This is a genomic window from Stenotrophomonas maltophilia, from assembly GCF_013464915.1.
GTDB classification, from domain to species: Bacteria; Pseudomonadota; Gammaproteobacteria; order Xanthomonadales; family Xanthomonadaceae; genus Stenotrophomonas; species Stenotrophomonas maltophilia_AT.
Genome location: NZ_RAVT01000031.1, coordinates 23,921 through 39,505, shown reverse-complemented (window position 1 = coordinate 39,505; position 15,585 = coordinate 23,921). Strand labels below are relative to the sequence as shown.

At 67.5% G+C, this 15,585-nt stretch carries 15 protein-coding genes; all 15 read right to left on the bottom strand.

What is annotated here, in order from left to right:
- Positions 1-24: 24 nt before the first annotated feature.
- Positions 25-1,383 (bottom strand): RIP metalloprotease RseP, encoded by a 1,359-nt coding sequence (gene rseP, locus D7T59_RS11755; RefSeq protein ID WP_180852456.1) that lies wholly within the window; start codon positions 1,381-1,383, stop codon positions 25-27.
- 55 nt (positions 1,384-1,438) lie between these two features.
- Positions 1,439-2,629, bottom strand: coding sequence for a 1-deoxy-D-xylulose-5-phosphate reductoisomerase (locus D7T59_RS11750; RefSeq protein WP_164136384.1), 1,191 nt, complete (start codon positions 2,627-2,629; stop codon positions 1,439-1,441).
- Positions 2,630-2,631: 2 nt separating this feature from the next.
- Positions 2,632-3,468, bottom strand: a complete 837-nt coding sequence (locus D7T59_RS11745) for a phosphatidate cytidylyltransferase (protein ID WP_164136385.1) — start codon at positions 3,466-3,468, stop codon at positions 2,632-2,634.
- The gene (gene uppS / locus D7T59_RS11740; protein ID WP_164136386.1) at positions 3,465-4,232 is read right to left on the bottom strand and encodes a polyprenyl diphosphate synthase; all 768 of its coding nucleotides are present in this window, start codon (positions 4,230-4,232) and stop codon (positions 3,465-3,467) included. The genes D7T59_RS11745 and uppS overlap by 4 nt, the downstream gene beginning before the upstream one ends.
- Before the next feature lie 5 nt (positions 4,233-4,237).
- Positions 4,238-4,792 carry a ribosome recycling factor gene (gene frr / locus D7T59_RS11735; RefSeq protein ID WP_049427358.1) on the bottom strand — a complete coding sequence of 185 codons (555 nt, stop codon included), beginning with the start codon at positions 4,790-4,792 and terminating at the stop codon, positions 4,238-4,240.
- Between the two features lie 96 nt (positions 4,793-4,888).
- On the bottom strand, positions 4,889-5,617 hold the full coding sequence (gene pyrH, locus D7T59_RS11730) for a UMP kinase (protein ID WP_005408745.1): 729 nt from the start codon (positions 5,615-5,617) through the stop codon (positions 4,889-4,891).
- A 121-nt stretch (positions 5,618-5,738) separates the two neighbouring features.
- Positions 5,739-7,277 carry a GGDEF domain-containing protein gene (locus D7T59_RS11725; RefSeq protein WP_164136387.1) on the bottom strand — a complete coding sequence of 513 codons (1,539 nt, stop codon included), beginning with the start codon at positions 7,275-7,277 and terminating at the stop codon, positions 5,739-5,741.
- A 270-nt stretch (positions 7,278-7,547) separates the two neighbouring features.
- On the bottom strand, positions 7,548-8,423 hold the full coding sequence (tsf, locus tag D7T59_RS11720; protein ID WP_099551341.1) for a translation elongation factor Ts: 876 nt from the start codon (positions 8,421-8,423) through the stop codon (positions 7,548-7,550).
- A 126-nt stretch (positions 8,424-8,549) separates the two neighbouring features.
- Positions 8,550-9,356, bottom strand: coding sequence for a 30S ribosomal protein S2 (rpsB, locus tag D7T59_RS11715; protein WP_005408748.1), 807 nt, complete (start codon positions 9,354-9,356; stop codon positions 8,550-8,552).
- Positions 9,357-9,576: 220 nt separating this feature from the next.
- Positions 9,577-10,275: a fimbrial biogenesis chaperone gene (locus D7T59_RS11710; RefSeq protein WP_180852455.1), complete on the bottom strand. Its 699-nt coding sequence runs from the start codon at positions 10,273-10,275 to the stop codon at positions 9,577-9,579.
- Positions 10,275-10,493, bottom strand: a complete 219-nt coding sequence (locus D7T59_RS11705) for a hypothetical protein (RefSeq protein ID WP_180852479.1) — start codon at positions 10,491-10,493, stop codon at positions 10,275-10,277. Before D7T59_RS11705 ends, D7T59_RS11710 begins: the two co-directional genes overlap by 1 nt.
- 268 nt (positions 10,494-10,761) lie before the next feature.
- On the bottom strand, positions 10,762-11,799 hold the full coding sequence (locus tag D7T59_RS11700) for a Csu type fimbrial protein (RefSeq protein WP_099551067.1): 1,038 nt from the start codon (positions 11,797-11,799) through the stop codon (positions 10,762-10,764).
- A complete protein-coding gene (locus D7T59_RS11695; RefSeq protein WP_180852454.1) occupies positions 11,796-14,174 on the bottom strand; it encodes a fimbria/pilus outer membrane usher protein in 2,379 nt (792 codons plus the stop codon). The genes D7T59_RS11700 and D7T59_RS11695 overlap by 4 nt, the downstream gene beginning before the upstream one ends.
- A gap of 7 nt (positions 14,175-14,181) precedes the next feature.
- On the bottom strand, positions 14,182-14,931 hold the full coding sequence (locus D7T59_RS11690) for a fimbrial biogenesis chaperone (protein WP_180852453.1): 750 nt from the start codon (positions 14,929-14,931) through the stop codon (positions 14,182-14,184).
- Positions 14,931-15,461 carry a Csu type fimbrial protein gene (locus tag D7T59_RS11685; RefSeq protein WP_099551070.1) on the bottom strand — a complete coding sequence of 177 codons (531 nt, stop codon included), beginning with the start codon at positions 15,459-15,461 and terminating at the stop codon, positions 14,931-14,933. Before D7T59_RS11685 ends, D7T59_RS11690 begins: the two co-directional genes overlap by 1 nt.
- Positions 15,462-15,585: the final 124 nt, after the last annotated feature.

Below are 15,585 nucleotides of genomic sequence, written 5' to 3'. Positions count from 1 at the left end.
TAGACGGCAACAACGTGGAAAAGTTCATCGCGGGACCAGGCCGAGGATGTCGTTGTAGAACGCCAACCCCATCAGCCCGGCCAGCAACGCCAGGCCGATGTATTGGCCGGCGGCGATGGCACGCTCGCTCAGCGGGCTGCCCTTGACCAACTCGATAAGGTAATACAGCAGGTGCCCGCCGTCCAAGATGGGGATCGGCAACAGGTTGATGATGCACAGGCTGAGTGACAGCAGGGCAAGGAACTGCAGGAACCAGTCGAGGCCGCGTTTGGCAGAGACATTGGCCACGCGGGCAATGGTGACGGGCCCGGAAACGTTCTGCAGCGAGGCTTTGCCGGTGACGATGCGGCCCATCATGCCCAGCGAATCGGCGGCAAGCCGGCCGGTTTCACGTACGGCGACGGTCACTGCATCCAGCGGCCCATAGCGCAGCAGGGTGTCGTAGGAAGGGCTGTAGGTGGTGGGAAAGCCGACGCCGATCTGCCAGGCCGGGTTGCCCTTGCCATCCTTGCCCTGGCGGGGCGTGACTTCCAGTGCAAGGCGTTCACCACCTCGCAGGACCTCGATCATGCCAGGGCCTCCGGCACGGCCGAGGGCCTGGATCTCGCCGATCACCTGGTCGACGCTGTCGATGCGCTGGCCGTCGATCGCCACGATCAGGTCGCCCGGCTGCAGCAGCCCGGTGACCACCGAATCGGCGGTGAGCGAGTCGACCAGCGCCGGCTGCAGCCACGACTGCCAATAAAGGCCGGCCAGGATCGGCACCCGTCGTTCATCGAAACCGGCGGGCAGCTGCGACAGCGGCAGGGTGCGCACGCGCACCTGGTCTGCGGGGTCGAGTACTTCAAGCTTGACGTCGCGGCGATCCATCGCGGCGGCGGTCAGCGCCATGCTGGCCTCGCCCAGGGTGGCGACCTGGCGGTCATCCACCCGCAGAACGCGGTCACCACTGACCAGGCCGGCACTGGCGGCGATGCCGTCAACCCGGCCGATCGTCGGCGAGTAGTCCTGCTTGCCGATCACGAACATCGCCCACAGCAGCAGGATGCACAGCAGAAGGTTGGCGATCGGCCCTGCGGCGACAATGGCGATGCGCTGCCACACGGTCTTGTGGTTGAAGGCCTGGCCGCGCTCGTGGGGATGGACCTCGACCTCACGTTCGTCGAGGAACTTCACGTAGCCACCCAGCGGGATGGCGGCAATGGCGAACTCGGTACCGTGCCTGTCGCGGCGCGACCACAGCGGGCGGCCGAAGCCGACCGAGAAGCGCAGGATCTTGACCCCGCACAGGCGGCCGACCCAGTAATGCCCGAACTCGTGGAACGTGACCAGCAGCCCGAGGCTGACAATCATCCACCAGACCGATCCGATGAAGTCAGTCATGCAGGCTCACAGTGGCGGGCAGGGGCGGCGTCGTCATGCTGGGCGAGGCGGTCGTTCAGGCGGCGTCGATGGTGTTCAGGGTGAGCTGGCGTGCCCGCTGGTCGGCGGACAACAGGATCTCCAGTGTATCGGCTGCTTGCGTCGGCAGTGTTGAAAGAGCGTTAGCAACCAGCTCCGGGATGGTCAGGAAACCGATCCGGCCCTGAAGAAATGCTGAAACCGCCTCCTCATTGGCGGCGTTCAGCACCGCCGGTGCGGTGCCGCCGGCCTGCATTGCCTGCCAGGCCAGGGCCAGGCAGGGGAAGGCATCGGTGTCAGGCGCCTCGAAATCGAGCCGGCCCTGGGCCAGCAGATCCAGCCCGGCCACGCCCGATTCGATGCGCTGCGGCCAGCCCAGGCCGACGGCGAGGGTGGTGCGCATGTCCGGCAGGCCCATCTGCGCCAGGGTCGAGCCGTCGACGAACTCCACCAGCGAATGGACCAGGCTCTGCGGGTGCACCAGTACTTCGATGCGCTCGCCGGGCACCGCGAACAGGTGATGGGCCTCGATCACTTCAAGGCCCTTGTTCATCAACGTCGCCGAATCGACCGAGATCTTCGGGCCCATCGACCACTTCGGGTGGGCCACGGCCTGGGCCGGGGTGACCTCGGCCAGTTCGGCGCGGCTGCGGCCGCGGAACGGGCCACCCGACGCGGTCAGCAGGATCCGGCGCACGCCGGCGCCGTCGATGCTGGCGTCGCGCGAACGCAGGCACTGGAAGATCGCGCTGTGTTCGCTGTCGATCGGAATGATCTCGGCGCCGGCGCGCTCGGCGGTGCGGGTCAGCAGCTCGCCGGCCAGGACCAGTGATTCCTTGTTGGCCAGCAGGATGCGCTTGCCGGCCGCAGCGGCGGCGAGGGTCGAGGACAGCCCGGCAGCACCGACAATGGCTGCGACCACGGTGTCGCAGGCATCGCTTGCTGCCAGCTGGTCCAGTGCGGCAGGACCGGCGTGGGCCTCGGTGGACAGCCCGGCATCGCGCAGGCCGTCGCGCAGTTCGGTGAACAGCGCTTCGTCGGCGATGACCGCGTGCGCGGGCTTGTGCTGGCGGCACAGCGCCAGCAGCGCCTGCACCTGGCGGCCGGCGGCCAGCACCGTGGCCTGGTAGCGCTGCGGGTGGCGGGCGATCACGTCCAGCGTGGAGGCACCGATCGAGCCGGTGGCGCCGTATACGGCGACCCGGCGCAGGTCTGCGACAGCATTCATGGTCAGAACCCGAAGATTTCCTTGCCCAGCGCGAATACCGGCACGGCGGCGAGGACGCCGTCGACGCGGTCGAGCACGCCACCATGGCCCGGAATCAGGTTGCCCGAATCCTTGGCACCGGCGTGGCGCTTGATCAGGCTTTCGAACAGATCACCCAGCACCGACGCGAATACGGCCACCACCGAGGTGATCAGCAGGCCCGGCAGGTGCGCGATGTCGATGCCGGCCAGCCAGCCCAGGCCGAGGGCCACGGCGACACCGGCCAGCAGGCCGCCGAACAGGCCTTCCCAGGTCTTGTTGGGGCTGATCCGCGGCGCCAGCTTGTGCTTGCCGAAGTGACGGCCGGCGAAATAGGCGCCCGAATCGGCTGCCCAGACCAGTGCCAGTGCCGCCAGCAGCCACAGGTGGCCCTGCTGGCCCGGCGGGTCACCGCCAGCGTGGATCAGCACCAGCGCTGCCCAGGCCGGAACGATGGCCAGGGTGCCGGCCAGCATCTTCACGATCCGGGAGGGGGCCGTCGGCTGGGCACCGAAGTTGAAGAAGCGCAGCCAGACCAGCGCCGCCAGCCACCAGGCGACACCCGCCAATGTGGTGATCTGGAACAGCACCAGCGTGCTGCCATCGGCCCACACCAGCAGCACCATCAGCAGCAGGTTCAGCACCAGCAGCACGGTGCGCGCGAGGGTGTCTTCGATGCCGGCCAGCTTCAGCCATTCCCACAGGCCGATCAGCAGCACGGCGGCGGCGGCGGCGGCCAGCCATTGCGTCGGCAGCAGCAGGATCGCGGCGATGGCGACCGGCGCCATGATCAGCGCGGCGAGGACTCGGGTCTTGGTCATGGGCTGGAGGTCTCGGTGGCCAGTGCGGCGATCTGGGCGCTGGTCAGGCCGAAACGACGCTCGCGGCTGCCATAGGCATCCAGCGCCTGCTGCAGCAGGACGGCATCGAAGTCCGGCCACAGCGCCTCGGTGAACCACAGCTCGGTGTAGGCCAGCTGCCACAGCAGGAAGTTGCTGATGCGGGTGTCGCCACCGGTACGGATGAACAGATCCGGCGGCGGCAGGTCGGCCAGGGCAACCTGGCTGCCCAGCAGCGATTCGTCGATCTGTTCGGGCAGCAGGCGACCTGCGGCGACTTCAGCGGCCAGCGCGCGTGCGGCACGGGCGATGTCCTGGCGGCCGCCATAGCTTGCGGCGATCGACAGGGTCAGGGTGGTGTTGTCGGCGGTGCGCTGCTCGGCCAGCTGCATGCGGCTGACCAGTCCGGCACCGAAGCGCTCGCGTTCGCCGATGAAGCGTACACGCACGCCACGCCGGTGCAGCTCGTCCACTTCGCGGTCGAGCGCGCCGAGGAACAGCTTCATCAGCGCGTCGACCTCTTCCTGTGGCCGGCCCCAGTTCTCGCTGGAAAACGCGAACAGGGTCAGCGCCGGAATGCCCAGTTCAAGGCAGCGCTCGATGGTGCGATTGACCGCGCGCGCGCCGGCGCGATGGCCGATCACGCGCGGGCGGCGGCGCTGCTGTGCCCAGCGCCCGTTGCCATCCATGATGATGGCAACGTGGCGGGGCAGGGCGGCCGGCAACGGAGGCGGGACTGAAGGCATCGACTTCAGACCGACAGCAGTTCTTTTTCCTTGTCGGCGACGACCTTGTCGACGTCCTTGATGTTGGCGTCGGTCAGCTTCTGGATGTCGTCTTCGCCGCGCTTCTTTTCGTCTTCGCTGATCGCCTTGTCCTTGACCAGCTTGGCGATTTCCTTGTTCGCGTCCTGACGGATGTTGCGGATCGCGATCTTGGCGCCTTCGCCTTCCTTCTGCACCTGCTTGGCCAGTTCCTTGCGGCGCTCTTCAGTCGGCGGCGGCATGTTGATGCGGATCGCGGTGCCCAGCGTGTTCGGGGTGAACTCGGCGTTGTAGAGACCCTTTTCGATCTCCTTGATCATGCCCTTGTCGAACGGGGTGACCAGCAGCGAGTGCGCGTCGGCGTTGGAGATCGAGGCAACCTGGTTCAGCGGGGTGCTGGCGTTGCCGTAGGCATTGACCGTCACGCGGTCCAGCAGGGCCGGCGTGGCACGCCCGGTCCGGATGGAGGTGAGGGTGTGCTTCAGAGCGTCGATGCTCTTGGCCATGCGCGTCTGCGCGTTGTTCTTGATGTCGTTGAGCATCGCCCGGTCCTGGATGTATCTGGAATCGGGCGATTATAGGCGAATACGGGACGCTGCCGGGCCTGAATCGGCCCGGTTGTCGCCGCGCGCTCAGGCTCAGGCCGGATCGCGGCCCTGGACCAGGGTGCCGATGTTCTCGCCGTTGAGGATCTTCAGCAGCTCGCCAGGCTGGCCCATGTCGAACACGCGCATCGGCAGGTCGCTGTCGCGGGCCAGTGCGAAGGCGGCGGTATCCATCACTTCCAGGCCGCGGCGGATCACTTCGTCGTAGCTCAGGCTGTCGAAGCGGACCGCATCGCTGTGCTTGTTCGGGTCCTTGTCGTACACGCCGTCGACCTTGGTGGCCTTCAGCAGCAGGTCCGCGCCGATCTCGATCGCGCGCAGGGCGGCGCCGGAGTCGGTGGTGAAGAACGGGCTGCCGACGCCGGCGGCGAAGATCACCAGTCGGCCCTTTTCAAGGTGGCGGATGGCGCGGCGGCGGATGTAGTCCTCGCACACGTCGTTGATCTTGATCGCGCTCATCACGCGGGCCTTGGCACCCAGCTTCTCCAGGGCGTCCTGCATGGCCAGGGCGTTGATGACGGTGGCCAGCATGCCCATCTGGTCGCCGGTCACCCGGTCCATGCCGCCCGCGGCCAGGCCGGCGCCGCGGAAGATGTTGCCGCCGCCGATCACCAGCGCCACTTCGGCACCGGCCTGCTGGGCTTCGATGACCTCACGGGCCAGGCGGTTGATGATCTTCGGGTCGATGCCGTAGTCCTCATCTCCCATCAGCGCCTCCCCGGACAGTTTCAGAAGGATGCGGCGATAGGCGAGCTTGGACATGGGGACCTCGGGTGCGTGGAAATCGCGGGCGATTCTACGCGCATGCGGCGTCAGGCCATAGTGTTTTGTGCACTGCGGCGCAAAATCCTGGCGTTCGCCCCGGTCATCCGGGGCTTTCCGTTCAGCCCAGCTCGGCGCCCGCGGTCGCTGACAGCTCGTCGTGGCCGAGGGCGCCGGGGGAGCGCGCGATCACCCGGTTGCGGCCGAGGTTCTTGGAGCGGTACAGCACGTCGTCGGCGGCACGCAGCAGGTCCTGCACGTCGGCGAAGCGCTCGTAGCCGCCCTGGGTGGCGACACCGGCGGAGAAGGTGACGAACAGCGGGCCGCCTTCCAGTTCGGCCATCGGCGTGGCGACGATGTTGGCCAGCACCCGGCGGATCACGTCCAGTGCCACCGTTTCGCTGGTGTTGGGCAGCAGCGCGACGAACTCCTCGCCGCCGAAGCGGGCCACGGTGTCGCTGTTGCGCAGCTGCCCCTGCAGCTTGCCGGCGAAGGCGCGCAGCACCTCGTCGCCGGTCAGGTGGCCGTGGGCATCGTTGATCTTCTTGAAGTCGTCCAGGTCGATGAAGGCCACCGACAGTGGCCAGCCCTGGCGGCCGGCGCGCAGGAACTCCTGCTCTAGCACCGCCTCCAGCTGGCGCCGGTTGAGCACGCCGGTGAGGGCATCGCGATGGGCCTGGTCGGCCAGGCGCTTGGCCCGGGCTTCGAATTCGTCGGCGCGGCGACGGGCCTGGTCGGCATCCTGCAGCTCGCGCAGGTTGCGCAGGGTTGCCAGCTCCTGCGCGTGGTCGATCAGTTCGCGCACCCGCGAGGGGGAGTTCAGGCCAGCCTCGAACAGGCTGGCGATGTCCGGCAGTGCCTCGCTGATGCGGGTCAGGACCTGGTCGAAACGGGCGCTGTCCAGTTCAAGCCGGTCATGCACCTGCTGCAGGGCGCGCTCGCGGGCGGCATCGGCGTCATCGTCCAGCCAGATGTCGGCCACCGCGCCGGACAGCTGCACGCAGGCCTGGAACGGCGATTCCGCGGCGTCCAGGTCTTCGCTGTGGCTGATGCTTTCCACCAGGTAGCGCGGCAGGCCCCACTGCTCGGCCACCCAGGCGCCCACCTCGGCGTGGCTGCAACCCAGTTCGTCACGCTCGCGCGCGACCAGGTCGATGTTGTCGCGCGCTTCGCGCAGCAGCGGCAGGTAGCGCTCCGATTCGGCCTGGGCCAGGCACAGTACGCCCAGGTCCTGCAGCAGGCCGGCCAGCATCAGTTCTTCCAGCCGGCGCAGGCCGCGCGCCTGGCCGAGCTGGCTGGCGGCCAGTGCGCTGAGGATGCTGCGCTTCCAGGCGCGTTGGCGCAGGTCGTGGTCGGCGCCGGTACCGCCGGTCAGTCCCTGGGTGACGGTGAAGCCCAGGGCGAGGCTGATCGTGGCATTCAGGCCGAGCATGGTCAGTGCCTGGCCGAGGTTCTCGATCCGGCGGCGGCTGGCGTACAGCGGCGAATTGGCGATGCGCAGCATGCGAGCACTCAGCGCCATGTCGATGGCGATGATGTCGGCGGCGGTGGCGATATCCGCTTCCGGGTCCTGTGCCAGTTCGATGATGCGCAGGGCAATACCGGGTGGCGAGGGCAGGTTGCGGCAGAGCGCCAGGGCAGCTGTCAGCTCGGGAGGCATGTCGGGTCGTTCAATTCCATTGGGACAAGAATACCTAGGAATTCATCACAGTCCGCGATTTTCGTTCCTGCTAAGTGACTGTTGATTCCTGTGCCGAGTATCGGCTTGATTCGCGCGCAACGCAAAGGTGCCGGTGTGCCCGGCGCCGGCGTGCGCACCGACGGTGCGCACCCCCGGTTGGAACAAGGGCCTCCCATTGTCCCGGGCACAAAAAAAGAGCCGCGGTTTCCCGCGGCTCCTTCTGGTCGTTTCACAGCCCGAAGGCTGGAATCAGACCTGCATCGCCTTGGCAACTTCGGCGGCGTAGTCTTCCACCACCTTCTCGATGCCTTCGCCGACGATCAGCAGCTGGAAGCCAGCCACGTCGGCACCGGCGGCCTTGACCACCTGCTCGACAGTGGTGTCGCCCAGCACGTAGGTCTGGCCGTACAGGGTCACGTCGCTGACGATCTTGTTGATCTTGCCGCTGATGATCTTTTCCAGGATCTCGGCCGGCTTGGCCTTGTCCTTTTCGGACATCTTGGCCAGCTCGATTTCCTTTTCCTTCTCGACGAACTCGGCCGGGACGTCCGCAGCCTTGTTGTGCGGCGGCTTCAGGGCAGCCACGTGCATCGCCAGGCCGCGGGCCAGCTCGACGTCGCCGCCGACCAGGTCGACCAGCACGCCAACCTTGCCGTTGGTGTGGACGTAGGCGCCGATGGTGTTGTTGCCATCAACCTTCACCATGCGACGGATCTGGATGTTCTCACCCAGGGTCTGCACGGCGGTGGCGCGGGCTTCTTCAACGGTGCGGCCATCGGCCAGCTTGGCAGCCTTCACGGCCTCGACGTCGCTGGCGCCCGATGCCAGGGCGGCAGCGGCGACGGCGTTGACGAAGGACTTGAAGTTGTCATCGTTGGCGACGAAGTCGGTTTCCGAGTTGACTTCGACCAGCACGGCCTTGCCGCCGTCCTGGGCCAGGCCCAGACGGCCTTCGGCGGCCACGCGGTCTGCCTTCTTGTCGGCCTTGGCGGCGCCGGACTTGCGCATGGCTTCAGCAGCAGCGTCGATGTCGCCGTTGGCTTCGGTGAGCGCCTTCTTGCATTCCATCATGCCGGCGCCGGTGCGCTCGCGCAGTTCCTTGACCAGGGAAGCAGTGATTTCCACGGGATTACCTCACGAAAGAAAGGGGTAGGGCCGGCATGGTGGCCGGCCCGTGTGACACGGTCCTGTCACGCGCCAAGGGCTGCGCGCAGGGAGGGTGGACGCCGGGCGTCCACCCCGGGGCCTGGATCAGGCCTGGGCGTCGTCGCCCTTCTTGGCAGCCTTCTTGGCCGGAGCGCGGCGGGCCGGCTTCTCTTCGCCTTCGGCAGCGGCTTCAGCGAACTCTTCCTCGCGCACCGAAGCGGCGTGCGGTGCAGCAGCCTTGCCTTCCAGCACGGCGTCGGCAGCGGCGCGGGCGTACAGCTGCACAGCGCGGATGGCGTCGTCGTTGCCCGGGATGGCGTAATCAACCAGTTCCGGGTTGTAGTTGGTGTCGACCACGGCGATGACCGGGATGCCCAGCTTCTTGGCTTCCTTGATCGCGATGTCTTCGTGGCCGATGTCGATCACGAAGATGGCGTCCGGCAGGCGGTTCATGTCCTTGATGCCGCCCAGCGAGGCTTCCAGCTTGTCGCGCTCGCGACGCAGGCCCAGCACTTCGTGCTTGACCAGCTTCTCGAAGGTGCCGTCGGTTTCACCGGCTTCCAGTTCCTTCAGGCGGGCAACCGACTGCTTGACGGTACGGAAGTTGGTCAGGGTGCCGCCCAGCCAACGCTGGTTCATGAACGGCATGCCGCAACGCTCGGCTTCTTCCTTGATGGTTTCGCGGGCGCTGCGCTTGGTGCCCAGGAACAGGACGGTGCCGCGCTTCTGGGCAACCGACGAGATGAAGTTCATCGCGTCGTTGAACAGCGGGACGGTCTTTTCCAGGTTGATGATGTGGATCTTGCCGCGGGCGCCGAAGATGTACGGAGCCATCTTCGGGTTCCAGTAGCGGGTCTGGTGGCCGAAGTGGACGCCGGCTTCCAGCATCTGACGCATGGTGACCTGGGGCATTGCAATACTCCTGATATGGAACCAGCGATTCCGCCCGCGGGGATAGGTATGCGGGACGCGTGGAAGCGCGATCGGTTCCGGGGTTGGGCTTCCCTGTTGCCTCCGTGGCCGAACTCCTTGCGGAGCACCCCGGCACGGATGGGGGCAGCAGGTGTGGATTCACCGGTGACGTCCGGTGTGGACGGGTTCCCGCGCACGCAGGCGGCAGGAATCCGGTCGATTATAGCCCGCTCGGAGCGCTGGCTGCAATTGCCGGGTCTGAAGCGACCAGGTCGACCACGCGGCCATCCTGCAGCCGGGCCTGGAAATGACCGCCGGCGTAGCCACCCGCGTGGGCGGGCAGGGCCCAGCGGCGCTCACGGCCGGCCAGCAGATAGCCGGCAAGCCCCGGCAGCAGCAGGGTACGTCGGCCGTCGCTGGTGATGTAGGCGAGATCGTTCAGGCGTGCGTGCAGGGTACCGGCGTTGTTCATTCGCAGGACGCTATGCGACTGGAAAGCTTCAATCCATGCCTGCAGCCGCGGCTGGGCCATCGGTGTGGCGTGCCCGCGGAACAACGGCAGCGAATAGCGCTGCAGGCCAGGCGCGGAGGGGGCCAGGATGACCCGATAGGCCTGTTCACCGACAGCGGGTGTCGGCTGGCGTGGCAGCAGCCAGATGCGCTGGCGGATGCCGGGCGGGATGTCGAGCTGGGTGGGGCTGGCGACAACCTGGTCGGTGGGACGCAGCACTTCGGCGTCGGTCTGTTGTTCCCACGCCAGGATCTGCACCCGGCCCTGCCAGCGGCCGGGACCGGGGTTGTAGAGCCACAGTTCGCCCTGGCCACCTTCGGCGGGCAGCTGCAGTGTGGTCGGCAACAGGTCCAGTGCCGCGGCAGGCAACGCCAGCAGCATCGCCAGCAGGGTCGGAAGGCCCCGCATCAGTAGATGACGGTCACGGCGGACGTCGAGTCTTCGTCGTCGGCGGGAGGTGCGAGCTCGCGGACCTGGGGAGGCAGTTGCGGTGCGTCGCTGCGCTGGTGGGGGGCGGGGCAGTGGGTGCTGCCGGGTGCATCGCTGCAGGCTTCGACCACGGTCAGGCGGATCTGTAGCGGCGTGGGACCGGGTTCAGCCCACGCTGGCGTGCTGGCGACCAGCATCGCCCCGATCAGAAATGCGCGTACCACCTGCCAACCACCGTGCTGAAAGATCTCGCTGCGCGGTATCGGCTGGATCGGCCGAATCTGTAGGGTCGACTGTCAGTCGACTGCTCCTGGCGCAAGGGTGATGCGCGCATCCACGCATGGCGTGGATCTACCAGGAGGCCGCCATCATCCACGCATGGCGTGGATCTACCGAACCCGTCGTGGTGGGGGCCGACCATTCGAAACCCTTCCGGTGGGTGCCGACCGTTGGCCGGCACCCAGGTCAGTAGGTGATCGTCACCTGCACCACGTCGTTGTAGGTACCCGCCGGCGGTTGGCCCGTAACCGGCGGCACCCGGCCATAGATCGTCAGCTGCTGTGCGCTGCCAGTGCCGGTACCGCTGGCGGTATCGACGGTCAGCGTGTTGCCCCAGCGCTGGGTGCGCGTGGAATCGCGGTACAGCTCGTAGGTGAGGTAGTAGGTGCTGGCGCCGATGGTGGTGGCCATGCGCCGCGTGCTGGTGGCGGTGGGGTTGTTCTGGCCGTTGTTGAGGCTGACCTGGTACGCGGTGTTCTTAAGGCATGTCAGGGTCAAGGTGGCGGTCTGGTCGATGTTGGCGGGAATGCTGCCGGTGACGTTGCCGAAGTTCATGTTGGTGGTGACATAGCTTCCGCACTGCGGCAACACGTTGGCGGTGGCGGTAAAGCTGAAGGCGGCACTGGCGCTGTTGGTACCGGTGGCGCCGCCGTTGCAGGTGGCGGGCACGGTGGCCGTGCCGAGCAGCACTTCGTTCCAGGCCCAGGTCAGCACCACGTTCGCACCGCTGAACGTACTGCTGTAGGCGCCCGACGCCAGGATCTGGTTGGCCGGGATCTGCGCGAACAGCTGGGTCGACTGCGCACCGCTGCCACCGGTCAGCAACGGCACGCTGTAGGTCATGGCCAGTTCCTGTGCCGGCGGCGTGCCACGCGGGGTCAGCCCGGTTACCTGGCTGAAGTTGGAGGTGTTGTAGAGCTGGAAATTCATGCTGTCGCTGGCGCTGGTCTTCATCGTGCGCCAGCTGGAGCTGCTGCCGCCGCCGCTGCCGGCGCCGATGCCCACGCAGACCCGCACGCCGGTGGTGGCCAGCAGGCTCAACGCAGCGGTGGTGCAGGACACCGTGATGTTGAGCGTGCCGGTGGTTGCGCCTGGCGCATTGCTGTTCACGTTGCCGAACGGCAGCGTCGGATCGGCGATGGCGGTGCAGACCGCGGTGGCACGTGCCGGTGCCGCCGCCAGCAGGCCGGCTATCAGCAGCAATCCGAGCAGCAGCACCTTCATGGCGCCACCTCCGGAATGCACTGCAGCGGCGCCGGTTTGGGGCGTGCACCGGTGGCCACCACCTTGGGCAGGTCCGGCACCTTCACCCGGCACTGGCCGCGGCTGGTGGTGATGTACAGCACGCTGCCGGCGGCCACGTCTTCCAGGTACAGCAGGCCGTCATAGCCCACCAGCGCCTGGCGCCCGTCCGGCAGCTGCACCTCGCTGCCGACCTCCAGCGGTTGCCCGTCCATGCCGTGCAGGGTCAGGCTCAGAGAGGGCCGCGAGCGCAGTTCGAAGGTCACCCGCGTGCCCGCGCGCTGGCGTGGGGTCACCCAGTCTTCGATGCGGTCGGCGCGCATGTCCTCGGGCAGGTCCAGGGTATCGATGGAGACGCGGTTGCGCTGCCAGGACAGCAACGGGCTGACCAGCAGCAGGCCGCGATCATCGGTCACGCCGATCAGCCGGTTTTCCAGCCGCACCGGCACGCCACCGATGCCATTGGTGCTGATCACCGCGAATGCATCGGAGACCTCGCGGGTGGCGAAGGCATGCCCGCCCATCCACACCAGGCTGCCACTGGCGCTGGCGTAGGCGTAGTTCAGGCCGCCCTGGCGCGAGGCGCCGAATGAGTAGCGACCGATAGCATTGAGGATGCCCACTTCGGCGAGGCCACCATTGCCATCCTCGCCATGGCGCACCTGCGCACGCCAACCGACGCCGCCGGCGCTGCCGTCGCCGGGCACCGGCTGGGTGACATCGGCCACCCAGCTCTGGCTGTCGCCATTGCGCTGGCTGGACAGGCTGGCCTGGCGGTTGTTGCCCAGGCTGGCGGTGACCGACAGGTAGATGCTGCGGTCATCGCTCTTGTCCAGGTTCTGGTTCACCGACAGGTAAGCCGACCAGCGCTGGCTCCAGGTGCGCGACCAGAACAGGCTGGCGTAGCGGTTGTCCTCGCCGTCGGGATAGCGCAGGCGCAGGTAGCTGGCGCTGAGTGTGCCCAGCCGCAGCAGATCGGCGCCGACCGTGGCCTGTTCGCTGATGCTCGGCGGCAGGTTGCCCTGCAGTGCGCCCAGGTCGCGGTAATCACCATGGCTGCGCACGGTGCGCAGATTGAAGTTGAGCCGGCGGTTGTTCCAGCTGTAGCCCAGTGCCCATTGCCCGCCCTGCAGGCCGTGATAGTCACTGTGCGCATAGGCGGCGTTGAACACGCCCGCGCCGCCGAGCAGCCACCAGCCGCCGATGCCGGCCTGGGCCAGGCCGCCGCCGCCTTCGGCATGTGCTTCGCCGGTAAAGGTGTCGCTGACGCCGCCGCGCCAGCTGGCACTGGCCACGGTGCGATCGTCGTAGGCGAAGGAGCGCTGGCCGAAATCCTCACGCAGGCGGCCAACACCGACCGACCAGTCCGACAGGCCCTTGGCAAGCAGTTGCTGGGTGCCGTAGAAGCTGAAATCCAGCGTCTGCATGCGGCCGAACGCATCGGTCACCACCACCTGCGCACTGCCGGTGCCGCTGATGCCGGGTTGCGCGGCCAGCTGGAATGGACCGACCGGCACCTGCCCGCTGTACTGGCGCAGCCCATCGACGTACAGCTCGACCGTGGACGGCACCACCGCCTGTCCGAGGAAGCTGGGGGTGGGCGTGAGCACACGGTAGGGCTGCAGGCCGTAGTTGCGGCCGATCTGCAGGCCGCCCATGCGCACGGGCCGGGTCCAGTCGACGAAACCACTGTAGAAGTCGCCGACGTCCAGGGTCATCGCCCTGTCGGGGAAGTCCAGGCTCCACCGGGTGTCCAGGCGCACGCTCTCGCCATGCCAGCGGCGGTCACCGGATTGCTGGTAGCGGCGGCTGATCGCGGTGTTTTCGAAGGTGCCGTTGCCGATCCCGAAAAGGCGCAGCTCCGAGCTGAGGCTGAGGTTGCCGAGCGTATCGACCCGGCTGCCATAGACGTCGTAGTTCAGCAGCAGGCCGGGCGAGGCGCTGCCGGCCGGTGCGCGGGTCTGTGGCTGGCTGAGCACGGTGGTCGGCAGGGTCAGCAGGTCCAGTGGCACGTCCAGGGCCAGGGTCTGCATATGCGCGTCGTAGCGCACCACGGCCCCGCTGATCTGGTCCAGATAGACCGGCGCATCGCCGCGGGCGCTGAAGCCGAGCTGGCGCAGCACTTCCGGACTGGCCTGCAGCCGGCCACGGTTTTCGGTGAACGGCAGCAGGCCGCGCGGCGTGCTGTTGAGCGAGACGTCCAGGTAAAGCGTCTGGCTGGCGGTCAGGGGCGTGGGGGCAGGCAGGATCGCATCGGCCGACACCCCGGAGACATCCGCGGCCCCGGCAGCCGTCATGCCGGACACATCGGCGGCCTCGGTCGCCGCAGGAGCCAGGGCAGCAAACAGCGCGCCCATCAACGCCTCAGCGAGCCGGTGGTGGCGACAGTGGCGTCTGTTCCGACTCGCCATTGAGCTTGGCCGTGATCTGGTCGTTGTCGCGGTCGATGGCCGTGCGCTCGATCGGCCAGCGCATCACCTGCCCGGGCAGTACATACCCCAGCAGGCCGGGGTGCACGATGCGCGGACGCTGGGCGCTGCCCAGTGCGAGGTCGGCGATCTGCGCATAGCTGTTGCCGGTGTTGGCCACCTCAACGCCGTTGCGTCCGTCCTCCAGCCGGACCAGGCTGGCCTGCAGGCGCGGCTCCAGCTTGCCGCCCGAGGGCTGCACGAACACCGGAATCGAATAGCGCAGCACGAACTGCATGCCGTTGGCACGGGTCGCCAGATCCGGCACCTCGTCGACGATCAGCCGGTAGTACTGCTGTGCGGCTGGCGGTTCGTGGTTCGGGCGCATCACCCGTACCAGCTGCTGCTGGCCAGCGCCCAGTTCCTGCATCGGAGGGGTGGCCAGCAGTTCATCAGTGGGCAGCAGTTGTTCCTGGCCATCCTGCTGTACCCAGCGGAAGACCCGCACCTGCAGCCTGACCGGCGAGGTACCACTGTTGGTCAGCCACAGTTCGCCGGCGCGCTGGCGGGCCTCAAGCTGGAGGCTGGTGGGGGCGACCTGGAGGCTGGTGGCACCGGCAGGGGCCGCGGCCAGCAGGCAAAGGGCGAGCAGCGCCACGCCGGTGGCGCGCCACGGGCGGGGTCCGGCCATGCGGGCGTGCTCCATCAATAGGTGATCGTGGCGGTGACCGTATCCAGGTAGTTACCGGTGGCCGGGTTGTTGGTACTCAGGTTCAGGATCTGGCCGTAGACGATGTAGGGCACGGCCAGGCCGGTGCCGATGCCGGCCTGGGTGTTGGTGCCAGAGGTGGCACCCCACACCAGGGTATGCGCGGCGTCCTGGTAGAGCTGGTAGCCGACGAAGTTGTTGGCGGTCACCGCGGCATTGGTGTTCTTCATCCGGCGCGTGGTGACGTCGTTGGCGGTGCTGGCATTGGCGCCCGCGTTCAGCGAAATCGTGTAGGGGGTCAGGGCCGAGCACTGGGCGGTCACCGTGCCCTGGCCCAGGGTGGGGGTCGCCGTGGTCGAGGCCGCCGTGCCGAAGTCAACGTTGGTGGCAGCCGCTGCCGTGATCGTGCAGGCCTTGGTGACCACCAGGGTGACGTTGAAGGTCGTGGTATCGGCCGCCAGTGCAGGGCCGGCCAGCAACAGCCCGGTCAGGGCCCAGGCGAGCGGTGAGCGGAGCGTGGATCGCATGGACAACCTCCCTGACCCGAAGGTCTGTTGAACAAGGCGAAGGCGGCACGTTCGGGGCCGCTTTGAAGACGGTCGCGGCCAGCTTGTGCGGGTAAGTGTCTGTAATCCGTGATAAATAGGCATG